Genomic DNA, 20,144 nt, shown 5'->3' with positions numbered 1-20,144 from the left:
TCTTTTGATTCTACTATCTAAACTAAAACAGAATTTCCACTTTCAAACCGCCCATTTTACTTCGTGTCAGTCGCATTGAAAAACCATGTAATTCAACAATTCGTTTAATAATAGAAATGCCTAAACCGCTCCCTTTTTCATCTTTATCCGATTGAACTGGACGATCAACCGGTCGATAAAAAGGTTGTCCTAGTTTAACAAGATCTTCATCACTGACGCCTTGCCCATCATCTTCCACAATTAAATTCTCAGCAGTTAACGTCAAATAAATATGGCTACCTACTTGTGTATAGCTGATCGCATTATCCAATAAATTACGTAGAATAAGATTTAATAACAATGGTTTTCCCAGCTGATTTTGAGGTTCACTTTGCAAATTCACAATAATTTCCGACCGATTCTCTTCTGCTTGCGAATAAAGTTGAACCACACTATTTTCAATTAAAGATCGCCAATGAATCCGTTCCAGTTTATCGAGTCGCTCTAAATTTTCTAAACGAGAAAGGGTTAATAATTGCTCTATTAATTGAGCAATACGATCGGTACTATTCGTGATATTAGATAATGCCTTTTGATGTTCAATCGGATCATCTATTGTCATTTGAGCAATTTCGGTTTGAACCCTTAAACCGGCTAATGGACTACGCAATTCATGTGCCGCATCTGAAGTAAAACGTCGCTCACGATTAAACATCGTCTGCGTCCGCTCAAAATAATGGTTGAGATTATTGATAAGTGGAATAATTTCACTAGGTAAATTCTCCGTACTAATCACTTTTAATTCGTCTGGTTTTCGCAAAGCAATTTCACGCTCTAAACGTTTCAACGAAGCAAATTCTCGATGAATAATCCATAAAATAGCTAAAATCGTCATCGGAAAACCAAATAGCCAACTCCACGACTGTGAAAGGATCGTTTTATTGATTAGCTCATTTCGATAATCAACTTCTTGACCGACAGCGACATAAATATCCTTATCTTTAAGCCAATAAATTCGCCATAAATCAACATCGGATTCACCAGTTAATTCATCATCTTCTTCCACTAAATGTATTGTTTGAAAACCATCAACGGGTTGAAACGTAAAAAATTGTCCATCCCTACCGTCGTTAATGATTTGTTCGCCTTTTTCCGTAAAAATGGCGAAAGCTAACGCATCATCATCCACATCTGCTTGATAGAAATCTGCTTTTTGTTGGATAGAATGAAAACCTTCGGCAATATTAGACGAAGCCAAACGTTCGGCAAAAAATACCTGTTGGGAATCAAATAACGCATTGATTTCTTTATGTAAAGTTCGCCATTCTATCATTGCTGAAATGACCCAAATCAGAAATGATATGCCAGATAAAGTTACAATCAGCCTATAGAGTAAACTATGTGTTTTCAAGATCTTAGTCATTTTCATCAGAGCCTAAACGATAACCAATTCCGTGAACGGTTTTAATCCAATTTTTACCTAATTTTTTACGCAAATTATGGATATAAACTTCTAATGTATTACTTCCTACATCACTATCCCAGCTATATAACTTTTCTTCAATCGTTGAACGAGCTAACACTCTATCCTTATTACTCACAAACAGTTGTAACAATTGAAATTCTTTAGCGGTTAACATGATAGGATTTTCACCCAATGTAACACTATGAGTATTCGTATCTAGACGCAAATTTCCAACAATAATTTCAGCTGAACTTTGCTGATAACAGCGACGAACTAACGCCTGTAATCTCACCACGACTTCCATTAAAGCAAAAGGCTTGCATAAATAATCATCTGCACCGGCATTAAAACCTAAAATTCGTTCATCGAGCGTATCTCTAGCGGTTAAAATCAGAACAGGAATATCTTGGTTCTCTTTCCGCCAGCTTTTTAAAATCGCTAATCCGTCCATTTTTGGTAAAGAAAGATCTAATACCACCGCATCATATTCCGCGGAAAACAGGGCATCAAAGCCTAATTTACCGTCTTGAAACCAGTCTACGACAAAATTTTGCTTAGTGAGTCCCAATTTTAAACCTTCACCGATTAATTTATCATCTTCAATCAATAAAATTCGCATAGCACTTCCCTTGTATAAACAAAAAGCGGTCTATTTTAGCAAAATTCTTGCCAAAACAGACCGCTTGAGATGCTTAAATAGAATTATTGTACTTTTTCAACGCTATATACATCGATACTTGAATCAAAGGTTTCTTTATCGAATTTACCTTGGATACGAATTTTATCATTAGGTGTGACATTTAAGCCGTTCCAAACGTGATTGTCGATTTCCACTTTAATGGTGCCGGTACTATCTTGGAATTTATATTCATCGTCATCAATACGACTTAATAAAGTTCCTTCTAAAGTCACACGACTATCGTCCGCTAAAGATGAAAGTTGTTGCACCGTAGCAACCGTATTTGTTGCCTCACCAAATACTTGATTTTGCGGAGCATTTTTAGAACACGCTGTTAATACCGTTGCAGTTAAAATTGTTGCTAAAGTCATTATTTTCTTCATATAAAAATCCTCTTTAGATATTAGTGTTTTTTGATACGATAAACATCAATGTCTGCTCTGCCTGCATCATTTCTATCGACCTTACCTTCAATAGTAATTTTATGTTTAGGTGTCACATTCTGACCATTCCAAGCATGATCCTCAACATCAATTTTAATTTCGCCACTAGCATCTTTAAAATAAAATTCATCGCTATCCACTTGGCGAGTAATATAACCAGTTAGTCGCACAGGCATATCTTCATTTGCTGTTTTCGCTTTAGCCACACTTTTAATAACAGTAACCTGATTAGAATTAATAGCCTGAGTATTATCTTGGAAACCTGCGATTGCCGGTAAAGATGCTGTCAAAACAGCGGTAAATGTAAACAATTTTTTCATAGATTAAGATCCTTGTTAAATGTTATGTTTGGTTCGAAAAGCCCAATGCCCTTTCGATGACACGCATTAAATCAAGAAAATCTTAATTAAATCTTAAGAAATCAAAATAATCACTTTTATTGCAAAATTTTATGTAAAAAAGAAAATAAGCCTCATAAAAGTAGTACCAAAAGCGGACGGTCTTAGTTACCTATTGAACATTCCACGCTAATGCCATTAACCATTCAATAAACACCGCCAAACGCTTTGGAATAAATTGACGTTGAGGGTAAATAATCCAAAGCGGACGGGTTGGGGTTTGTAACTCTGTTAAAATCGGCACAAGCTCGCCACGTTCTAAATAAGGGCGAAGCATCAAATCTGGCATTTGCACAATACCAAGCCCTGAAAGAGCCGCAAATAATAGGGCATTTGAGTCATTTACTTGTGTAGTATGGGTATTTTTTAATCGTTCAACTTCTCCTGATGAGGTCAGAAATTGCCATGCCATAATTTTTCCTTGCTGACCTGAAACATAATGTACTGCTCGGTGTTGAGCTAAATCAGACAAAGTTTCAGGCGTGCCATGTTGAGCCAGATAGCTTGATGATGCACAAGTTATCATTGCCACATTAGTTAAACGACGGGCAATATAACCGGCATCAGCTAGCTCGCCTAAGCGAAGGGTACAATCTAAACCATCATCAATCAAGTTGCTCAACTGATCACTGGCTGTCAGCACCAGCTGAATTTCTGGATATTGGCGTTGAAATTCAGGCAGTTTTGCCATCACAAAAGGGGCTACCGCAGTCGGCATTTCAATGCGTAACTTGCCTTTTGCCTGCTGGCTCACGCCTGATAAATCCTGAAATGTTTCTTCCAACTCGGCTAATAAAAATTGGGCTTTTTCATAAAAGGCATCGCCTTCTGTGGTTAATTTTAGGCTACGAGTAGTGCGGTTAAGCAGGCGTAAACCAAGCTGATTTTCCAAATACTTTACTGCTTTGGACACCGCTGAAACGTGCAAATTTAGCTGATCTGCCGCTTTAGAAAAACTGCCGGTTTCTACCACATGAGTAAAAACTTGTAAGGTTTGGATTCTGTCCATTTTGTGTTCTCTTTTGCAAAATTTAGCAAAAATTTTACCGCTTATTGTTGCAATATAAAACGGTTAAATCCGTGCAAATAAAAGCTGGGCTGTTCATCCATTTCACTTCGCCCTTTGCCAAAAAATCTGCCAACATTAACCGCACTTCGGCTTCACTTGCATTGAAAGCATATTGCAACTCAATGAGTGAAATCACGGGGTGCTTAGCGAGTAGTGCCGAGAGTGTTTCTTGAGTGAATTTGGGGGCTTGAGGTTGCAATTTGCCGTCTGAAATTTGGCGGATAATTTGCGTAAATTGAGCAAAATTCAGCACGCCATTTGCCAATAGCTTTTTCCCTTCAAATTCAAATAGATAGGCAGGCAAGCCACGCACGCCTAAGCGTTCTTTCAAGGCAAAATCCTGCTCTAATTCCGCTTGGGCTGAACCGTCTTGAAAATGGCGTAAAAACAGCGACTCATCAATGCCAATCGCTCGCACAACCTCTAAAATCTCGTTTAAATCATTGGTTGGACGAACTTCGACAATGGTGGCGTATCGCAAGCGGTATAAAAAAGCGTCCGCTTTGCAACTCTCCGCCAACTGTGCCGCTTTGTATGCCAAATTTAACGGCAGGGACGAGGAGCGTTCAGCGGTAAACAAATTGAGATTCGGCATTGAAATCGGCAAGCCTGAAATTGCCTGTTCCGCCTCGTAAATGCGAGCAAGACGGGCATTGTATTCGGTTAGGGTTTCATTCGGCGTGACCAGTCAGCGACATTTCGCACCAAACCGCCCATTACATAAGCAAATTGAAGTTGATTGGGAAAATGCGTTTCCAACTGGCGTAAAAACGGCTCGCTTTCGTAGGAAAGCCCCATCATCGGATCGGTAAAGACAGTTATTTTCAGCATATTTTGTTACTCAAGATAAAACCCATTCACGCCCCACGCCTGAATGTTGTCAAATTGGATATACACATTTTCGGGCGGAATGGGCAAAATTTCTGCCACTTGTTGCGTGAGCATCGCCGTCAATTCAGGGTAGCCCAAATGTTGTGGGTTGGCGAACAAACTCAACTTGATAAACGCCATTGGTGGCTGACCGCCACGAAGCCACATTTGGGCGTTGTCTTGCAATTCCATCATCAACACCGCCTCCGACTTATTTGGCACTAACGCAATCGCCTTGCCGAAAGCGGTTTTTAGCTTAACTTCTTGTTCTGGCGAAATAGCGACGTTCGTCTTTAAAAATAGAAATGGCATTAAATCCCCCAAGTTGTCAGCAGATCACGGATTTTATCCGCCAGTTCTTGCTCTTTTTGCTGATAAGTATGTCCTGTGTTTGAGATAAAAATCAGCTCGTTTGCTTGGCTATTTGTGAAGTGAGCATTGATATTGCCTAAAAAACCACTTGGATCGCCGTAAGTAAAACGGTCAAGCGTACCGATTAACAAAGCCCCTGAATGAGAAATTTTTTCCACTTGAGAAAAATCGCCATCTGTTTCCACGTGGACATTATTCAGCAACGGGCTATACAGCCATTGATAGGCGGTATCCGCTGTGGCGGGTAACCAACCAAATAGCTCAAAAGGGAGTAATTTTTGCCCTTGACCCTTTTCGACCATTTGGCGAATGTAGGCACGCTCAGGCTCACCGACAAAATTGGTTAAATGGGTAACATTAGCGGGGCTGAGTAGCAGAAATTTGCTCACTCGTGGATCTTGCGTTTCACTCAAATAATAGATAACTTTGTTCGCCCCAAGCGAATGTCCTGCCAGCACGATATTTTCATAGCCTTGCTGTTCGGCAAAATCAAGGTAAGCGGTCAAATCTTCAATGGTTTTTGCAAAATCTTCATTGAACGACCCGATAATTTCAGGTTCGTTGGTTAAGGCGTTCACTTCTTGCATTTTGCCGAACGCATTGCGAGTTTGTGCATAAAGAAAATCCACCCCCGCCTTACTCAAGGTTTCCCCAATGTTGTAATAAAACGGATTGGAATAAAAGTTACCGTGAATGCCTGTAATCGCAATAACCACCGTTTTCGCTTGGGTTTCAGCAGGGAACAGCACACCGTGCAATACCGTACCTGATTGAGTGGCGATATTAAGTTCTTTCATTTTCTTGTCCTAAAATAATTTAAGTACGGTCAATTATAGGGATTTATTTTTGATGAAAAAGCAATGGGGAGTTAAATGAGTTTTGCTTATTTGGAAAATATATGAGCAAAACACCGCCTAAAAAACCAAAAAATCAAAACTTTTTATGGTTATAACCAAAATAAGATAGTAAAATCAGTAGTAATTTAGAGTATAACCAAAAAGATTTTGCTATGATTAACCGTCCAAATTACCTCCAACAGCTCAAACCTTTTATCAATACCCCCTTAATCAAAGTGATTACAGGCATTCGCCGTTCAGGCAAATCAACGGTAATGAAGTTACTGCAAGCGGAACTGATTACCCAAGGTGTTAATGCACAACAAATTATTCATATCAACTTTGAGAGCTTTGCATTTAGCGAGTACAAAACCGCTGATAAGCTCTATGCCTTCGTGAAAGAAAAAATTCAAACTGCCGAGAAATACTATCTGTTGCTTGATGAAATTCAGGAAGTGGCTGATTGGGAAAAGGCGGTCAATGCGTTTATGGTGGATTTCCATTTGGATTTGTACATCACAGGTTCTAATTCGCACTTGTTGTCGTCCGAGCTTTCTACTTATCTTGCGGGACGTTATGTGGAAATCCCGATTTTCACACTTTCCTACAAGGAATTTTTGGATTTTAAAGCGGGCTATTCACACCAAAATCTTGCAAATTCCACCGCACTTTTCAATGAATATTTGCAAAAAGGTGGCTTTCCAATGGTGCATACAGCGGACTATCCGCAAGAAGTTGCCTATAAAATCGTGCAAGATATTTATGCGTCCGTGATTTTACGCGATACCGTGCAACGCCATAAAATCCGTGATGTGGAGCTGTTAGAGCGGATTGTGAAATATGCGTTTGACAACATCGGCAACACATTTTCGGGCAAAAATGTCGCCGATTATTTCAAAAGCCAACAACGTAAAGTGGACTTAAACACCGTTTATAACTATTTGAAAGCCTTAGAAAGTGCGTTTATTTTGCACCGAGTAGAACGCTTTGATGTGAAAGGTAAAGAAATTCTGAAAACCCAAGAAAAATTCTATTTGGGCGATGTCTCTTTGCTCTATGCCACTATGGGCTTTCGTACCAGTCTGATAGCAGGCATTTTGGAAAATTTAGTTTATCTTGAACTCAAACGCCGTGGTTATCAGGTTTACATCGGCAAACTCGGCACAAAAGAAATTGATTTTGTCGCCCAAAAACAGAATGAAAAACTCTATATTCAAGTTGCCTACAAACTAGAAAGCGAACAAACTGTCCAACGAGAATTTTCGCCCCTGCAAGCCATTACTGATAACCACCCGAAATATGTGATTACGATGGACGATTTTTGGCAGGAAAATATAGATGGCATAGTGCATCAGCATATTGGGGCGTTTTTGTTGGGGGAGTAATATATTATGGATTCAAAATTTTATCTTTCTAGAATTTTACACACAACTAATAATCAAGAATTTAATGAATCTGAACTGCTTTTAGTTGAGAATAAGATAATTATTGTTCTTGCGGAACCTGGTGCTGGGAAAAGTTATTTATTAGATAGTTTGGCAGAACAAATAGGTGTCACTAAAAATACTGCAAATATCTTCATTCATTCAAATGAAGGAAAATGTTCCTCGCTTGTCATTGATGGTTTTGACGAATTAGTAAAAATTGAGCCACCAACGGTAATAAAAGCACTCACAATGGCTAAAAATACCTCAGCAGAAAGAATTATTTTATCTAGCCGTTCTAGTGAATGGTCTGAAGGTTATACACATCATTGCAAAGAGCTATTTGGTGAAGAACCATTATTAGTTTATTTAAAACCTTTTGAGAAAAAAGAGCAAAAAGATCTTTTCTTACATTATTACCCACAACAAAATGCAGAACAATTTTTAGAAGCGGCTAATATTGAATTAACTCCTTTATTATCTAATCCTTTATTTTTACAATTGTTCGCAAAGTCTTATGTAGAAAATAATCAATGTTTTGAAAATCGTTATTATGCATTTAAGCTAGCTATTGAGGGATTAGCAAAAGAAACTAATAGTAGTTACTCTTTGGGTAACAATATATTGCCTGCACTCAAGAAAATTGAATTATCTGAAGATGTGTTTACTAAATTAATGTTATCAGGCTCAGAAGGCGTAAGTTTAAGTGATTTAGCATCTAATCGTTTCTATCCACATATTGCTACTTTAAATTCAGATATAAACATTAAACAAATTTTATCTACGCAATTTTTTCTTCCTGCTGATGGGACAGAACAACATCGCCCTGTTCATAGAATTGTTGCAGAATATTGTGCTGGTAATTATCTTGCTAAGAAATTGACTTCAGCGACTAATCCATTATCGCTAGGTAAAATCTTATCTATTATTGCACCAAATAATATTGTACGCGATGAGTTACGTGGTTTGTTCGCTTGGATGGCTGTATTGTCAGAAAATCAACACATTCAAGATACGTTAATTGATTTAGATCCTTATGCAATTTTGTCGAACGGAGATCCCGCCTTACTATTGCCTAGTTCAAAAAGAAAATTACTATTGAAATTAAAAAAATTAAATCAAGAAGATCCATATTTTCGCCGTAGTGATAGATGGAGAAATTTTAGTGTTTCAGGATTTTTTACCGATGAATTGCTCGATGAACTGAAAAATTTATTATCTTTAGGCACCACAGATGGGGATTTACAAAGCCTTTTATTAGAAATATTAAAAGATTCTCCTATAGTTTCAAAATTAACAGAAGAATTAACCAATATCATTTGTAATACTAGCTTTGAATATAAAGATAGATATATACGTACATTGGCAGGAAAATGTTTAACAAAAATTGAAGATTATAATCATCAGAAAACTTGGAAATATTTAATTAAAGCTGGAGATAATACTTCACTTTCTATCGCGACTGACATAATGCTCAAATCTGATAATGAATTTCAACTAATTGACTATATTGAATTTTTAAGAATTTGTGCAGAATTGTATCCTACAGATCACCGTATTGAGCGAGTTATTGGAGAACGTTTCTTTATTAAATTATTTATTAAAACATTGCGTTTAGATTTGGTTATATCTCTACTTAATGAGCTATCTGCTAATTTATTCTGCACTTGCCAAGAGAAGTATGATTGCCAATGTCGAGTTGGTATCAGTAAGATTATCAGTATGCTATTAGATCGTTATTTTGAACTGTCTCAGGAGCCTTGGGAGCCAGAACAAATTTGGAAATGGGTGAAAAACCTCTATTTTCAAAATGGTGTGAGAAAAGAAGATAGTCTATCAGTAAAAATCTTATCTGAACATGATACTTTAAGACAAGCTATTATAAAAATTGCATTTGAGAATAAATTTGATCATAAAGCTATTCATGAAACTAAAGTTTATAGCTTTGAATGGCACACTCATTCTGGTTTGAATTTTCAACCTCAAGATCTTAAATATATTATTGATTTGGCTTTTAATACTAATAATACAGAATTATGGTCTTATTTTATGGTTAGACATAATTTTTATAGTAAAGAAAAAATTTCTAACTCATTACGTCAGTATATGCGTATGCAAGCATTACAAAAACCTGAATTTTTACGTATCTGGTATAGAAATAATATAGAACATGAAAAATATTATAGAAAAAATATTTTAAGATACAATCGTAAAAAGAGAGCTAGAGAATATAATAATAGACAAAGAAATAGTCGTAATAAAGATATTCAATATATTCAAGAAAATAGACAATTAATAGAAAGTGGAAGGCATTGGAATGCTCTTCTGGCATTCTCTCGAACTATCTTACAAAAGCCTGATAAAATTTTAGAAAAATTTGGTGATGAGCAACTAGTGAGAAATGCTATGTATAACTGTTTGGATTATATTGAACCAGATATCCCAAGCCTAGCTAAACTAGCAGAATTGCGCTGTAAATCTGAAATATTAAACATTGAACCTATATTATATGTTGCTTGTTTAGAAATTTTAAAACGCAATAGTTCACTAAATTCTGTATCGGTAGATACATTAGTCGCATTACGAGCTGGTTTTTCTACTTATTGGGCAGGAATGAATTCTGATGATAGAGAGATACTAAAGCAAGAAGTAGATAGATGCTTATTCTCTAATCCTGCAGATGCTGAGAAATTTCTACGTAAATATATTGAGCCACAATTAGCCTGTGTAGAGTGTAAAAATACACTAGTAGATTGGCTAGCACGTGATGAAACATTTAAATTTTTACAGAGTACACTCCCTTTAGAATGGCTGAAAAAATTCCCTAATATGAATTTTGCAAAGACAAAAAGAACTATTGCAACTAGCTATTCAATTTGGTAATCGTGAAGAACTAAAAGAGATAGTTCAGCAACAGTGTGAGAAATTACGGAATATAATTCCTGCAGAAGAAGATACAGAGCTAAAATCTAAAAGATATTTCTGGTTTGCTCATGCTTTTTATTTATTAGATAAAGATTATGAACCTTTTTGGCAGGAACTAATTAAAGATGATAATAGCATTTTTATTTTAGAAGATCATTTTGGCACTTTTGGAGATTATTCAGAATGGATAACTCTTTCTCCTATAAAAATAGAGTTAATTTTGAATACCTTTATTAAAAAATGGCAAGAAGTTCATTTGCCTAGTATGCATGGTTCAGATAGTCCACCTTCAGAAAAAGCGTATCGTTTTTTAAGTGGGCTAATTTATAAATTAGAAGGAAGTAATGAAGATAACCCTATACCAGTTATAGATCGTTTATTACAGGATGTTCGCTATACAAAATTTTATACTGATTTAAAGAGTATCCGATTTAATTATTTACGTAAGTCAGCAATTCAAAATTTCCAAGCCCCAACGGCTGAGCAAATTGTAAATTTGTTAGATAAAGATGAAATCATTAGCGTTGAAAATTTACGTGCAGTTATATTAGAAGAGCTTCAAACTTACCAAAATGATTTAGATGGACATGATATTTCTACAAAATCAATTTTTTATAATGGAGAAATGAATATTGCCAATAGAGTTGATGAAAATACTGCGACCCAACGTATTGCAGAGCGTTTAAGATTACGTCTTGAAAATAGACAAGTAATTCCTATTCGTGAAGGCTATATGAAAGATGATAATCGGTGCGATATTGTTTTTTCTAAACTCATTAATGGTAAAAGAAAAATTCTACCTGTTGAAGTTAAAGGACAATGGCATCCACAGCTGTATTCAGCATTTGCTCACCAATTAGATCGTTTATATACCATCCATCCTGATGCCGAAGGACAAGGTATTTACTTGGTATTATGGTTTGGTACTAATGAAACAGTTGCTAATAGAAAAAATCATGGCATAAATAGCGCAGAAGAATTGTACCTAAATATTCAAAAACAAATACCTGCAGAATTGAAACAACGAATAGATATTTTTGTTTTAGATTTAGCAATATCTAGATAACATTGATGAGCTAATGCCGTCTGAAAAAACTGTTAGACGGCATTCCTTCATTTAAAAATGATTGGTTCTATATCTCACACCATTTTGTTTTGACGGTGGGAAGAAATCCGTGCCAGCCATTGTGCCTTGTAGCATTGCTGGGGTGTAGCGGTAGTAATCTGCTTTTTCCCAGTCGAAGGTGCTTTCAATTTCTGCTTCTCGTCCAGTCTGGATCAGTTCCACTAGATTCGGGTTGAGCATAATGCTTTTACCGATTGAAACACTTTCCACCCAGCCTGTTTGGTAGGCATTAAGCATATCGTCTGCGGTGTAGAGATTGCCCGAGGCAAAGAACGGCATTCGTCCATTGATACGGTCGTGTACCACTTGCACTCGGGTAAGATTGCTATCAGCCCCACGGCGAACTTTTTTGTAGAAATCCCACAATGAAATGTGCAGATATTGCAACGGTTTTTCCAATAATGCGTCCACTAATGCGAGCGTTTCTTTCATCGTAATGCCATCTTCACCAGGTTCTTCTGGCGAGAAACGATAACCAATGATGAAATCAGGGCGGTTATATTTTTTACGCATTTCATCAATTTTATCCACAATCGCTAGCGGAAAACGCATTCGTTTTTCCAAATTTCCGCCCCAGTAATCCGTGCGAAGATTGGTTGTCGCCGACATAAATTGTTGAATAAGCCAACCATTTGCACCGTGAATTTCCACACCATCAAAGCCTGCTTTCATCACTAATTCTGCAAGATAGGCGAAACTATCCACCATTTCCCACACTTCCTGTTCTGTCATCGAGCGAAAACGTCCGTACAGATCGCTAGTTGGGGCGATCACATCGTGTCCTTGGGTCATCGAACGCTCGGCACGACTGCCTGAATGAGCAATCTGTACCACCGCTTTTGCTCCTTGTGCGTGGGCGATTTCCGCATATTCACGCAAGGTAGGTAAGTGGCGTTCATCAAAAGCATTTGGGCTTTCAAAACCAATACCACTTGGGTGAACGTTGGTAAACGGCATAATAAACAAGCCAAAGCCCTCAAAACGATTTTGCCAAAAATGGCAACCAGCTTCTGTCATCTCGCCGTCTTCGCCAGAGTCGTAAATGGTCAGCGGTGCAACCGTCAGGCGGTTTTTGATCTCTACGCCGTTGTTGAGCGTATAAGGGGTAAACAAAGGGGCATATTTGGGATTCATCATTTTCTTATTCTCCGTATGAGTTGGCACTTTTGTGCGTTTCGTTGAGGGGGGATTTTACGGATTTATTTTTGATAAAAAAGCAACGAGAAATTAAATAAGTTTTGCTAAATTGGAAAATATAAATAATGAAAAAGCGGTCAAATTTTACAAATTTTTTGCAAAAAATGACCGCTTTTAAAGTTGCTAAAATAATTAGTGTCGGAACACTTTTACATTACTAAAGCCATTCTCTTTGAGATAAAGCGCTTGTAATTTGCTCATTACCCCACGTTGGCAGTAAAGTAAGTAGTTTTTCGATTGATCCAACGAAGCGAACTGGCTTGAAAGTTTATAGAACGGCATTAATTTTACTTCTACACTGTCCAAACTAAACGGAGCTTCATCAGTTTCTTCCGGGCTACGAATATCTAAAATAATATCGTTTTCGGTTAATTCAGAAGTCGTTTCAACCGACACAACTTCTTGTTCCGTTTGTTGAGCAATCTCACGAATATCGAGGAACTGTGCGTTTGTTACCGCTTGTTCCAACACTTCAAAATTGAAATGCCCTTCCTCTTCCACAATTTTGCTTTCAATCGCTTTCACGGTCGGATTTTTCGAGATAACGCCACAAAATTCCGGCATGGATTTCGCAATATCATCGGTGCCGATTTCTTTTGCCATAGCGATAATTTGTTCTTTATCGTGGGTGATTAACGGACGTAATACCAATGTATCGGACGCTTTATCGATTAAACGTAAATTGGTTAAAGTTTGGCTTGAAACCTGACCTAACGCTTCACCGGTTACGATCGCTTGAATATCGAAACGCTCGGCGATTTTACTTGCGGCACGCACCATCATACGTTTTAACACCACGCCCATTTGACCGTTATCGACTTTCTCTAAAATTTCGCCAACCACATTTTCAAAATTAATCGCCACAAAACGGACTTTGTGTGAAGTGCTGTAACGGCTCCAAATATGGTATGCCATTTGTTTTACACCGATTTCATGCGCCGCACCGCCTAAATTAAAGAAGCAGTAATGTACACGCGAGCCACGACGAATCAGCATATAACTCGATACGCCCGAATCAAAGCCACCGGAAATAAGCGATAACACATCTTCTTGCGTTCCTATCGGATAACCGCCTAAACCCTCGTGACGAGCATTGATTAGCAACATTTTATCGCCGTCAATATCAATACGCACGGTTACATCCGGCTTAGTTAATTTTACCCGAGCCGATTCAATATGTTGATTTAAACCGCCACCCACATATTTTTCTACATCTAACGAACGAAATTCATGCTTACCTTTACGGCGTACACGCACGCAGAACGTTTTACCTTCCAATTCATCACGTACTTTTGCCAATGTATTTTCAAAAATATCGTGCATGGTAACAAAAGGCATTTCTTCCACTTCTAAAATGTGGTGAATACCCGGCGTACGTTTCAGTAATTCCAATACCATCGGAGCTTCTTCCACCACTTTGGCTCGCACTTCAATGAAGTCCCAGTTACGAATAACCGCCACATTTTCAGTTTCACGCAATAAAACATTGCGGATATTTGAGGTCAGAATTTTGATAAAGCGTTTACGAACCGAATCGCTTTTAATCATAATTTCAGGGAAAAGTTTAATAATAAATTTCATTTTTCGGTTTCACTACGGAAAATAAGTTGCCCAAACAAGCGGTTAAATTTCGCTAAAAATTTGCAAATTTAACTGCTTTTCAGACAAGTATCAAAAAAACAATTACCACGGAAAGCACAGAATACACAGAAAATTCCGTGAACTCCGTGTTTTCCGTGGTAAGAAAACAACTTAAAATTTAAACGAAATTACGCCGCAAATGGGTCACGTAAGATCATTGTTTCCACACGATCCGGACCAGTTGAAAGAATATCAACCGGCACGCCAACAAGCTCTTCAATACGTTTGATGTAATCTAACGCCGCTTGTGGTAACTCTTCACGTTTAGTGACACGGAAGGTGTTTTCAGACCAGCCCGGCATTGTTTCGTAAATCGGCTCAACACCTTCCCAATCTTTGGTCGCCATCGGTGCGTATTCTACGATTTCACCATTTGGCATTTTGTATGCGGTACAGATTTTTAACTCTTTAAAGCCATCTAATACATCTAATTTTGTCATACAGAAGCCAGAAATCGAGTTAATTTGTACTGCACGGCGTACTGCTACCGCATCAAACCAACCACAACGGCGTGGACGACCGGTTACTGCACCAAACTCATTACCTTTACGTGCAATTTCCGCCCCCACTTCATCAAATAATTCCGTAGTGAATGGGCCACTCCCCACACGAGTACAGTATGCTTTGATGATACCTAATACATAGTCAAGATTACGAGGACCAAAACCTGAACCGGTTGCAACACCACCTGCAGTAGTATTTGAACTAGTTACAAACGGGTATGTACCGTGGTCGATATCTAACATTGTGCCTTGCGCACCTTCAAATAAGATATTCACGCCTTCTTTACGTGCTTCGTGAAGTAAAGTTGTTACGTCCGCAACCATACCTTTAATCACGTCAGCTACCGCAAATACATCGTCTAAAGTTTTTTGGAAATCTACCGGCTCAACTTTATAGTAATGTACTAATTGGAAGTTGTAGTAATCCAAAATATCTTTTAATTTTTCAGCAAATGCTTCTTTGTCAAATAAATCACTTACACGTAAACCACGGCGAGCAACTTTATCTTCGTATGCCGGGCCGATACCACGACCGGTTGTACCGATTTTATTTTTGCCTAATGCCGCTTCACGCGCGTGATCCATTGCAACATGGTAAGGAAGAATTAATGGGCAAGCTTCTGAAATTTTTAAACGCTCACGAACGTTAATTCCACGTGCTTCTAATTCACCCATCTCTTTCATTAGAGCTTCCGGAGAAAGCACTACACCGTTACCAATTAAGCAGGTGACATTATCACGTAAAATACCGCTCGGAATAAGACGAAGAACAGTTTTTTCACCATTGATAATTAAGGTATGGCCCGCATTGTGACCACCTTGATAACGAACCACATATTTTACACGGTCTGTTAATAAATCTACGATTTTACCTTTCCCTTCATCGCCCCACTGAGCGCCGAGAATAGCAACACTTTTACCCATAGGAATTGCCTCTTTAGTTAGTTTTGAATTGAATTGGTATCTTCACTCCAAACACACCAATAACAAGCGGTTAAATATTCTAAGAAATTTACCCCAAAACGGCTAAATCCTACCGCTTGTAATACGTTGTTTTCAGAGCGAAATAAAAAAATCAAAGACCCGATATAGATCGGGTCTTATAGATACAATTATTTTGTCGGTGCTTTCATAAAACGGAAAAACTCGCTGTCCGATTTAAGTAGCATCATATTGCTTTGATCTTTTGCAAAGCTGTTTTCGTATGCCTTTAAGCTACGAACGAAGCTATAAAACTCTGGCTCTTGGCTGAATGCGTCTGCATAAATTTTTGCCGCTTGTGCATCGCCTTCACCGCGTAAAGTTTCAGCAGTTTTCTTCGCTTGTGCTTCAATAAGCACGACTTTCTTATCGACTTCGGCACGAATAATTTCAGCTTTTTCTTCGCCTTGCGAACGGTGTTCACTTGCAACTGCGAGACGTTCCGCACGCATACGTTGATAAATTGAAGATGAAACTTCATTCGGTAGGTTGATCTGTTTCACACGTACGTCAACCACTTCGATACCAAGTTTCTCAGCACCGTCATCACCGTCATTTAATGCTTTTTGTGCGCCGGCCATCAATTCGCCACGAGAACCCGATACGATATCTTTAATCGTACGAGAACCAATTTCAGAACGTAAACGGTCGCCCACTTTACGTTTTAAAAGATCCGAAGCACGTTGTGCATCACCACCGGTTGCGGTATAAAATTGACCGAAATCGCTGATACGCCATTTTACGTAAGAATCAACTAATAAGTCTTTTTTCTCAACCGTGACAAAGCGATCTTCTTGACCGTCTAAAATTTGAATACGTGCATCCAATACTTTTAAGCTATCAATAAACGGTGCTTTAAAGTGTAAACCCGGTGCATAAACCACTACTTTTTGGTCTGAATCACGGTGTACTTTATTAAAACGTAACATAATTCCACGATAACCTTCTGGTACTATCGTAATACAAGAAATCACCGCAAAAGCAATGAGAGATAAAATAGGTAATAAGAATTTACGCATTTTTAAAATCTCCCCTTACGTACCGGCTCTTTATTTTGTTGTGTATTTGGCACAGAAGTTTGTACTGGTTGTTGCATGACTTGCGGTTGCTGAACAATAATTGGTGTCGCTTGTTTCACTGGCTCAGATACTGTTGGTTTAGCCAATAATTTATCCATTGGAAGTACGTTTAAATTATTACCATTGCCGTCCATAATCACTTTCGGCGTATTTTTCATCACTTTTTCCATGGTTTCGATATATAAACGCTCACGCATTACTTTCGGTGCGACTTTATATTCCGGTAAAAGTTTAGAAAAACGTTCTACTTCACCTTTTGCTTCTAACACGATTTGATCTTTATAAGCCGTCGCTTGTTCAACGATACGTTGTGCCTGACCACGTGCAATCGGTTCACGCCCACGAGCATAGGCTTCCGCTTCACGAATTAAACGCTGTTCGTCTTCTTGTGCTTTAATAGCATCATCAAACGCATCTTTTACTTCTTCTGGTGGGCGAGCAGATTGGAAGTTTACGTCCGTAACCAATAACCCCATATCATAGGTTTTAATAATATCACGGAGAGTTTGCCAAGTTTTCTCACGCACCGTTGCACGACCGGTAGTTAAAATATCGTCCATTGACATATGACCGATCACATAACGTAATGCACTGTCTGTCGCTTGTTTTAAGCTATCATCCGCATCACGCACGCTAAATTTATATTTAGCCGGATCTTCAACACGGTATTGAACTGTCATTTCAACCTGAACCATATTTTCGTCTTGTGTCAGCATTGAACCGCCGGTTTTTAATTCTGATACACGCTCAATATTGACCGGAATCACTTCATCAATAAAAGTCGGTTTCCAGTTTAATCCCGGCATTACGATTTGGTGCAATTTCCCGAAACGAGTCACAACCCCTCTTTCCGCCTCTTGAACGGTATAAAATCCGGATGCACCCCAAACGATAGCGGCTAAAATGGCTGTAAGCGGTAGGAATTTACCGAAATTCTGCGAATTTCCCGATTGATTTCCTTTTTTACCACCACCCATTTTTTTTAGTAACGAGCTAAAAGCCTCCTCTAAATCCGGCGGCTCTTGGCGATTATTCTGTTGATTCGGTTCTTGTTGCGAACCTTGCCCTTGTTGCTCAGGCTTTTTTTGACCCGGTTTACCCCACGGATCTTGCTGGTTGCCTGATTCATTCCACGACATAAATTTCTCCAAAATAAAAAATTTCTGTACGTCTATTAAAAATAACGTAGCTTGTCGATTGTACCTATTTGTACTTGATTTTGCTAGGCTTTATATAGCAAATAGCGGTCTTTTTTAACAATTTTTTTGCAAATAAAAAGGGCGAGAATTAACTCGCCCGATTTAGAAAATTAAAGATTAAAGCACTTGTTCAACAAATGCACTTAATTGTGATTTTGGTAATGCACCAACTTGTGTTGCAACCACTTCACCATTTTTGAAAAGGATTAAAGTTGGGATTGAACGAATACCAAACTGTGCTGGGATTTGTTGGTTCTCATCCACATTTACTTTAGCGATTTTCGCACGACCTGCAAACTCTTCTGATAATTCGTCTAAAATTGGTGCAACCATACGGCAAGGACCACACCATGGTGCCCAAAAGTCTAATAATACAGGTACATCTGATTTTAAAACTTCTTGTTCAAAAGTTGCGTCAGTAACTTGTAATGTCATAATTTGTTTCCTTAATTGATAATCTAAAAAGAAAACGCCACTTGACCGTGGCGTTAAGTTATTTCGTAAGATAAGGCTTCACTTACCCAATTTCAAGTAAGTTTTTCCAATTGCACTAATTATTTATTCCTTATCCTCAGGAAGAATCAGATTTAGCACTAATGCAAGTAGTGATCCGACCGTAATGCCTGAACCGAATACCTCTTTAAAGAAGCTCGGTAATTTATCTAATAATTCAGGACGAGTCGTCACCGCTAAACCGCAACCGATTGAAATCGCAATAATTAAACCATTACGTTTTGAACGTTCTACTTTATCCAACATTTGGATACCAGCGACAATAATCATCGCAAACATCATTAAGCCCGCACCACCTAAAACAGGGCTAGGAATCGAAACGATTAATGCGCCAAACCAAGGAAATACACCGGCTAAAACCAGTAATACGCCCATAACCGTTACTACATAGCGACTTGCCACACCGGTCAACGAAATGACACCGATATTTTGTGCAAACGATGAGAATGGCGTAGTCGACATAATTGCCGCAAATGCAGAGCCTAAACCGTCACATAATACACCGCCACGTAAATGCTTACCGGTGATTTCGGTTTGTGTTGCATTACCTAATGCTAAAAAGTTACCGCTTGATTCAACAATCGTCACTAAATAAGCAATCGACATCCCGATAATACCTGAAATTGGAAAAGCTAATCCGAAATGCAACGGTCGCGGAATGGCAAAAGTTTCTGCATTTTTAACCGCATCAAAGTTGATCCAACCTAATGCTAACGCCACTACATAACCGACCATCATACCGATCACAATCGCCGCCGCTGAGAAAATACCTTTACCCCATTGTACTAAGATCACAACCAGCACAAGTACAAAAGTCGCCATTGCAAGATTTGCCGGATCCGAATAATGTGCATCGCCTTTTTGACCGCCGGCGAACCAGTCTACTGCGACAGGAATTAAACTCAGACCGATCATCATTACCACTACGCCGGTCACGACTGGTGGGAATAATTTACGGACATATGGCATAAAGAAGCTACCGATAATCATCACTAATGAGCCGACTAACGAAGCGCCCATAATGCCGGCAACACCATGTTCGCTAAAACCAATCGCAAGTGCTCGCTACGAAAGTAAAGCTCGTTCCCATCACGCTCGGTAAACGCAAACCAATAGGGCCAACGCCTCTACATTGAATAATCGTCACAATCCCTGAAACCAATAACGCCGCATTAACCAATACAATGGTATCCGGTGTTGGAAGTTTTAATACATTTCCGATAACAAGCGGCACGGCAATAATTCCACCAAGTGCGGCTAAAAGATGTTGTGTCTTGCGAGTAAAAGGGTTAAACCGAAAGGCGGTTTAGAATCGACAGGATAACGTAAATTTTGCATAAATGCCTCAAACTAAAAAATTGGGGCGAATTATACGCTTTTACAGCCTTTTAGGCAAACGTTTGCGTAATAATACCGAATTAAAAAACAAGCGGTTGAACGTACAC

Annotated in this window: 18 protein-coding genes and 1 pseudogene; 3 read left to right on the top strand and 16 right to left on the bottom strand. The window is 38.5% G+C overall.

Going from position 1 to position 20,144, the window contains the following annotated elements; all coding sequences use genetic code 11:
• Window positions 1-22: 22 nt before the first annotated feature.
• From NYR89_RS01820 to NYR89_RS01780, 9 genes are all read right to left on the bottom strand, one after another.
• Window positions 23-1,402, bottom strand: coding sequence for an ATP-binding protein (locus NYR89_RS01820; protein ID WP_279446100.1), 1,380 nt, complete (start codon window positions 1,400-1,402; stop codon window positions 23-25).
• Window positions 1,395-2,063, bottom strand: coding sequence for a response regulator (locus tag NYR89_RS01815; RefSeq protein ID WP_279446099.1), 669 nt, complete (start codon window positions 2,061-2,063; stop codon window positions 1,395-1,397). Before NYR89_RS01815 ends, NYR89_RS01820 begins: the two co-directional genes overlap by 8 nt.
• Before the next feature lie 83 nt (window positions 2,064-2,146).
• Window positions 2,147-2,506 (bottom strand): YgiW/YdeI family stress tolerance OB fold protein, encoded by a 360-nt coding sequence (locus NYR89_RS01810; protein ID WP_279446098.1) that lies wholly within the window; start codon window positions 2,504-2,506, stop codon window positions 2,147-2,149.
• Window positions 2,507-2,526: 20 nt separating this feature from the next.
• Window positions 2,527-2,886, bottom strand: coding sequence for a YgiW/YdeI family stress tolerance OB fold protein (locus tag NYR89_RS01805; protein WP_279446097.1), 360 nt, complete (start codon window positions 2,884-2,886; stop codon window positions 2,527-2,529).
• A gap of 190 nt (window positions 2,887-3,076) precedes the next feature.
• Window positions 3,077-3,973, bottom strand: coding sequence for a LysR family transcriptional regulator (locus tag NYR89_RS01800; protein ID WP_279446096.1), 897 nt, complete (start codon window positions 3,971-3,973; stop codon window positions 3,077-3,079).
• A 34-nt stretch (window positions 3,974-4,007) separates the two neighbouring features.
• Window positions 4,008-4,628, bottom strand: a complete 621-nt coding sequence (locus tag NYR89_RS01795; RefSeq protein ID WP_341536362.1) for a DsbA family protein — start codon at window positions 4,626-4,628, stop codon at window positions 4,008-4,010.
• A 68-nt stretch (window positions 4,629-4,696) separates the two neighbouring features.
• A complete protein-coding gene (locus NYR89_RS01790) occupies window positions 4,697-4,864 on the bottom strand; it encodes a thioredoxin domain-containing protein (protein WP_279446094.1) in 168 nt (55 codons plus the stop codon).
• 6 nt (window positions 4,865-4,870) lie between these two features.
• Window positions 4,871-5,215, bottom strand: coding sequence for a phenylpyruvate tautomerase MIF-related protein (locus NYR89_RS01785; RefSeq protein ID WP_279446093.1), 345 nt, complete (start codon window positions 5,213-5,215; stop codon window positions 4,871-4,873).
• Window positions 5,215-6,072 carry a DUF1749 domain-containing protein gene (locus tag NYR89_RS01780; RefSeq protein ID WP_279446092.1) on the bottom strand — a complete coding sequence of 286 codons (858 nt, stop codon included), beginning with the start codon at window positions 6,070-6,072 and terminating at the stop codon, window positions 5,215-5,217. The genes NYR89_RS01785 and NYR89_RS01780 overlap by 1 nt, the downstream gene beginning before the upstream one ends.
• Window positions 6,073-6,284: 212 nt before the next feature.
• On the opposite strand from NYR89_RS01780, the gene NYR89_RS01775 reads away from it, so the two are divergent.
• The 3 genes from NYR89_RS01775 to NYR89_RS01765 are packed head-to-tail and all read left to right on the top strand — an operon-like array spanning window position 6,285 to window position 11,526.
• Window positions 6,285-7,496: an ATP-binding protein gene (locus NYR89_RS01775; RefSeq protein ID WP_279446091.1), complete on the top strand. Its 1,212-nt coding sequence runs from the start codon at window positions 6,285-6,287 to the stop codon at window positions 7,494-7,496.
• A 6-nt stretch (window positions 7,497-7,502) separates the two neighbouring features.
• Window positions 7,503-10,418, top strand: a complete 2,916-nt coding sequence (locus NYR89_RS01770) for an NACHT domain-containing protein (protein WP_279446090.1) — start codon at window positions 7,503-7,505, stop codon at window positions 10,416-10,418.
• Window positions 10,393-11,526, top strand: a complete 1,134-nt coding sequence (locus tag NYR89_RS01765; protein ID WP_279446089.1) for a hypothetical protein — start codon at window positions 10,393-10,395, stop codon at window positions 11,524-11,526. Before NYR89_RS01770 ends, NYR89_RS01765 begins: the two co-directional genes overlap by 26 nt.
• Before the next feature lie 51 nt (window positions 11,527-11,577).
• Here NYR89_RS01765 and NYR89_RS01760 read toward each other — a convergent pair whose 3' ends face one another.
• From NYR89_RS01760 to NYR89_RS01730, 7 genes and pseudogenes are all read right to left on the bottom strand, one after another.
• Window positions 11,578-12,720 carry an NADH-dependent flavin oxidoreductase gene (locus NYR89_RS01760; protein ID WP_423848443.1) on the bottom strand — a complete coding sequence of 381 codons (1,143 nt, stop codon included), beginning with the start codon at window positions 12,718-12,720 and terminating at the stop codon, window positions 11,578-11,580.
• 195 nt (window positions 12,721-12,915) lie between these two features.
• On the bottom strand, window positions 12,916-14,364 hold the full coding sequence (gene thiI, locus NYR89_RS01755) for a tRNA uracil 4-sulfurtransferase ThiI (protein ID WP_279446087.1): 1,449 nt from the start codon (window positions 14,362-14,364) through the stop codon (window positions 12,916-12,918).
• A gap of 188 nt (window positions 14,365-14,552) precedes the next feature.
• The gene (gene purA, locus NYR89_RS01750) at window positions 14,553-15,851 is read right to left on the bottom strand and encodes an adenylosuccinate synthase (protein WP_279446086.1); all 1,299 of its coding nucleotides are present in this window, start codon (window positions 15,849-15,851) and stop codon (window positions 14,553-14,555) included.
• Between the two features lie 188 nt (window positions 15,852-16,039).
• Entirely contained in the window at window positions 16,040-16,927 is an 888-nt protein-coding gene (hflC, locus tag NYR89_RS01745) for a protease modulator HflC (protein WP_279446085.1), read from the bottom strand.
• Between the two features lie 2 nt (window positions 16,928-16,929).
• On the bottom strand, window positions 16,930-18,126 hold the full coding sequence (gene hflK / locus NYR89_RS01740; RefSeq protein WP_279446084.1) for an FtsH protease activity modulator HflK: 1,197 nt from the start codon (window positions 18,124-18,126) through the stop codon (window positions 16,930-16,932).
• Between the two features lie 177 nt (window positions 18,127-18,303).
• Window positions 18,304-18,621 carry a thioredoxin gene (trxA, locus tag NYR89_RS01735; protein ID WP_279446083.1) on the bottom strand — a complete coding sequence of 106 codons (318 nt, stop codon included), beginning with the start codon at window positions 18,619-18,621 and terminating at the stop codon, window positions 18,304-18,306.
• A 123-nt stretch (window positions 18,622-18,744) separates the two neighbouring features.
• Window positions 18,745-20,037, bottom strand: a pseudogene (locus tag NYR89_RS01730) (uracil-xanthine permease family protein).
• Window positions 20,038-20,144: the final 107 nt, after the last annotated feature.

This window comes from Actinobacillus arthritidis (assembly GCF_029774155.1).
GTDB lineage: Bacteria > Pseudomonadota > Gammaproteobacteria > Enterobacterales > Pasteurellaceae > Actinobacillus > Actinobacillus arthritidis.
This window is presented reverse-complemented; position numbering and strand designations above follow the sequence as displayed.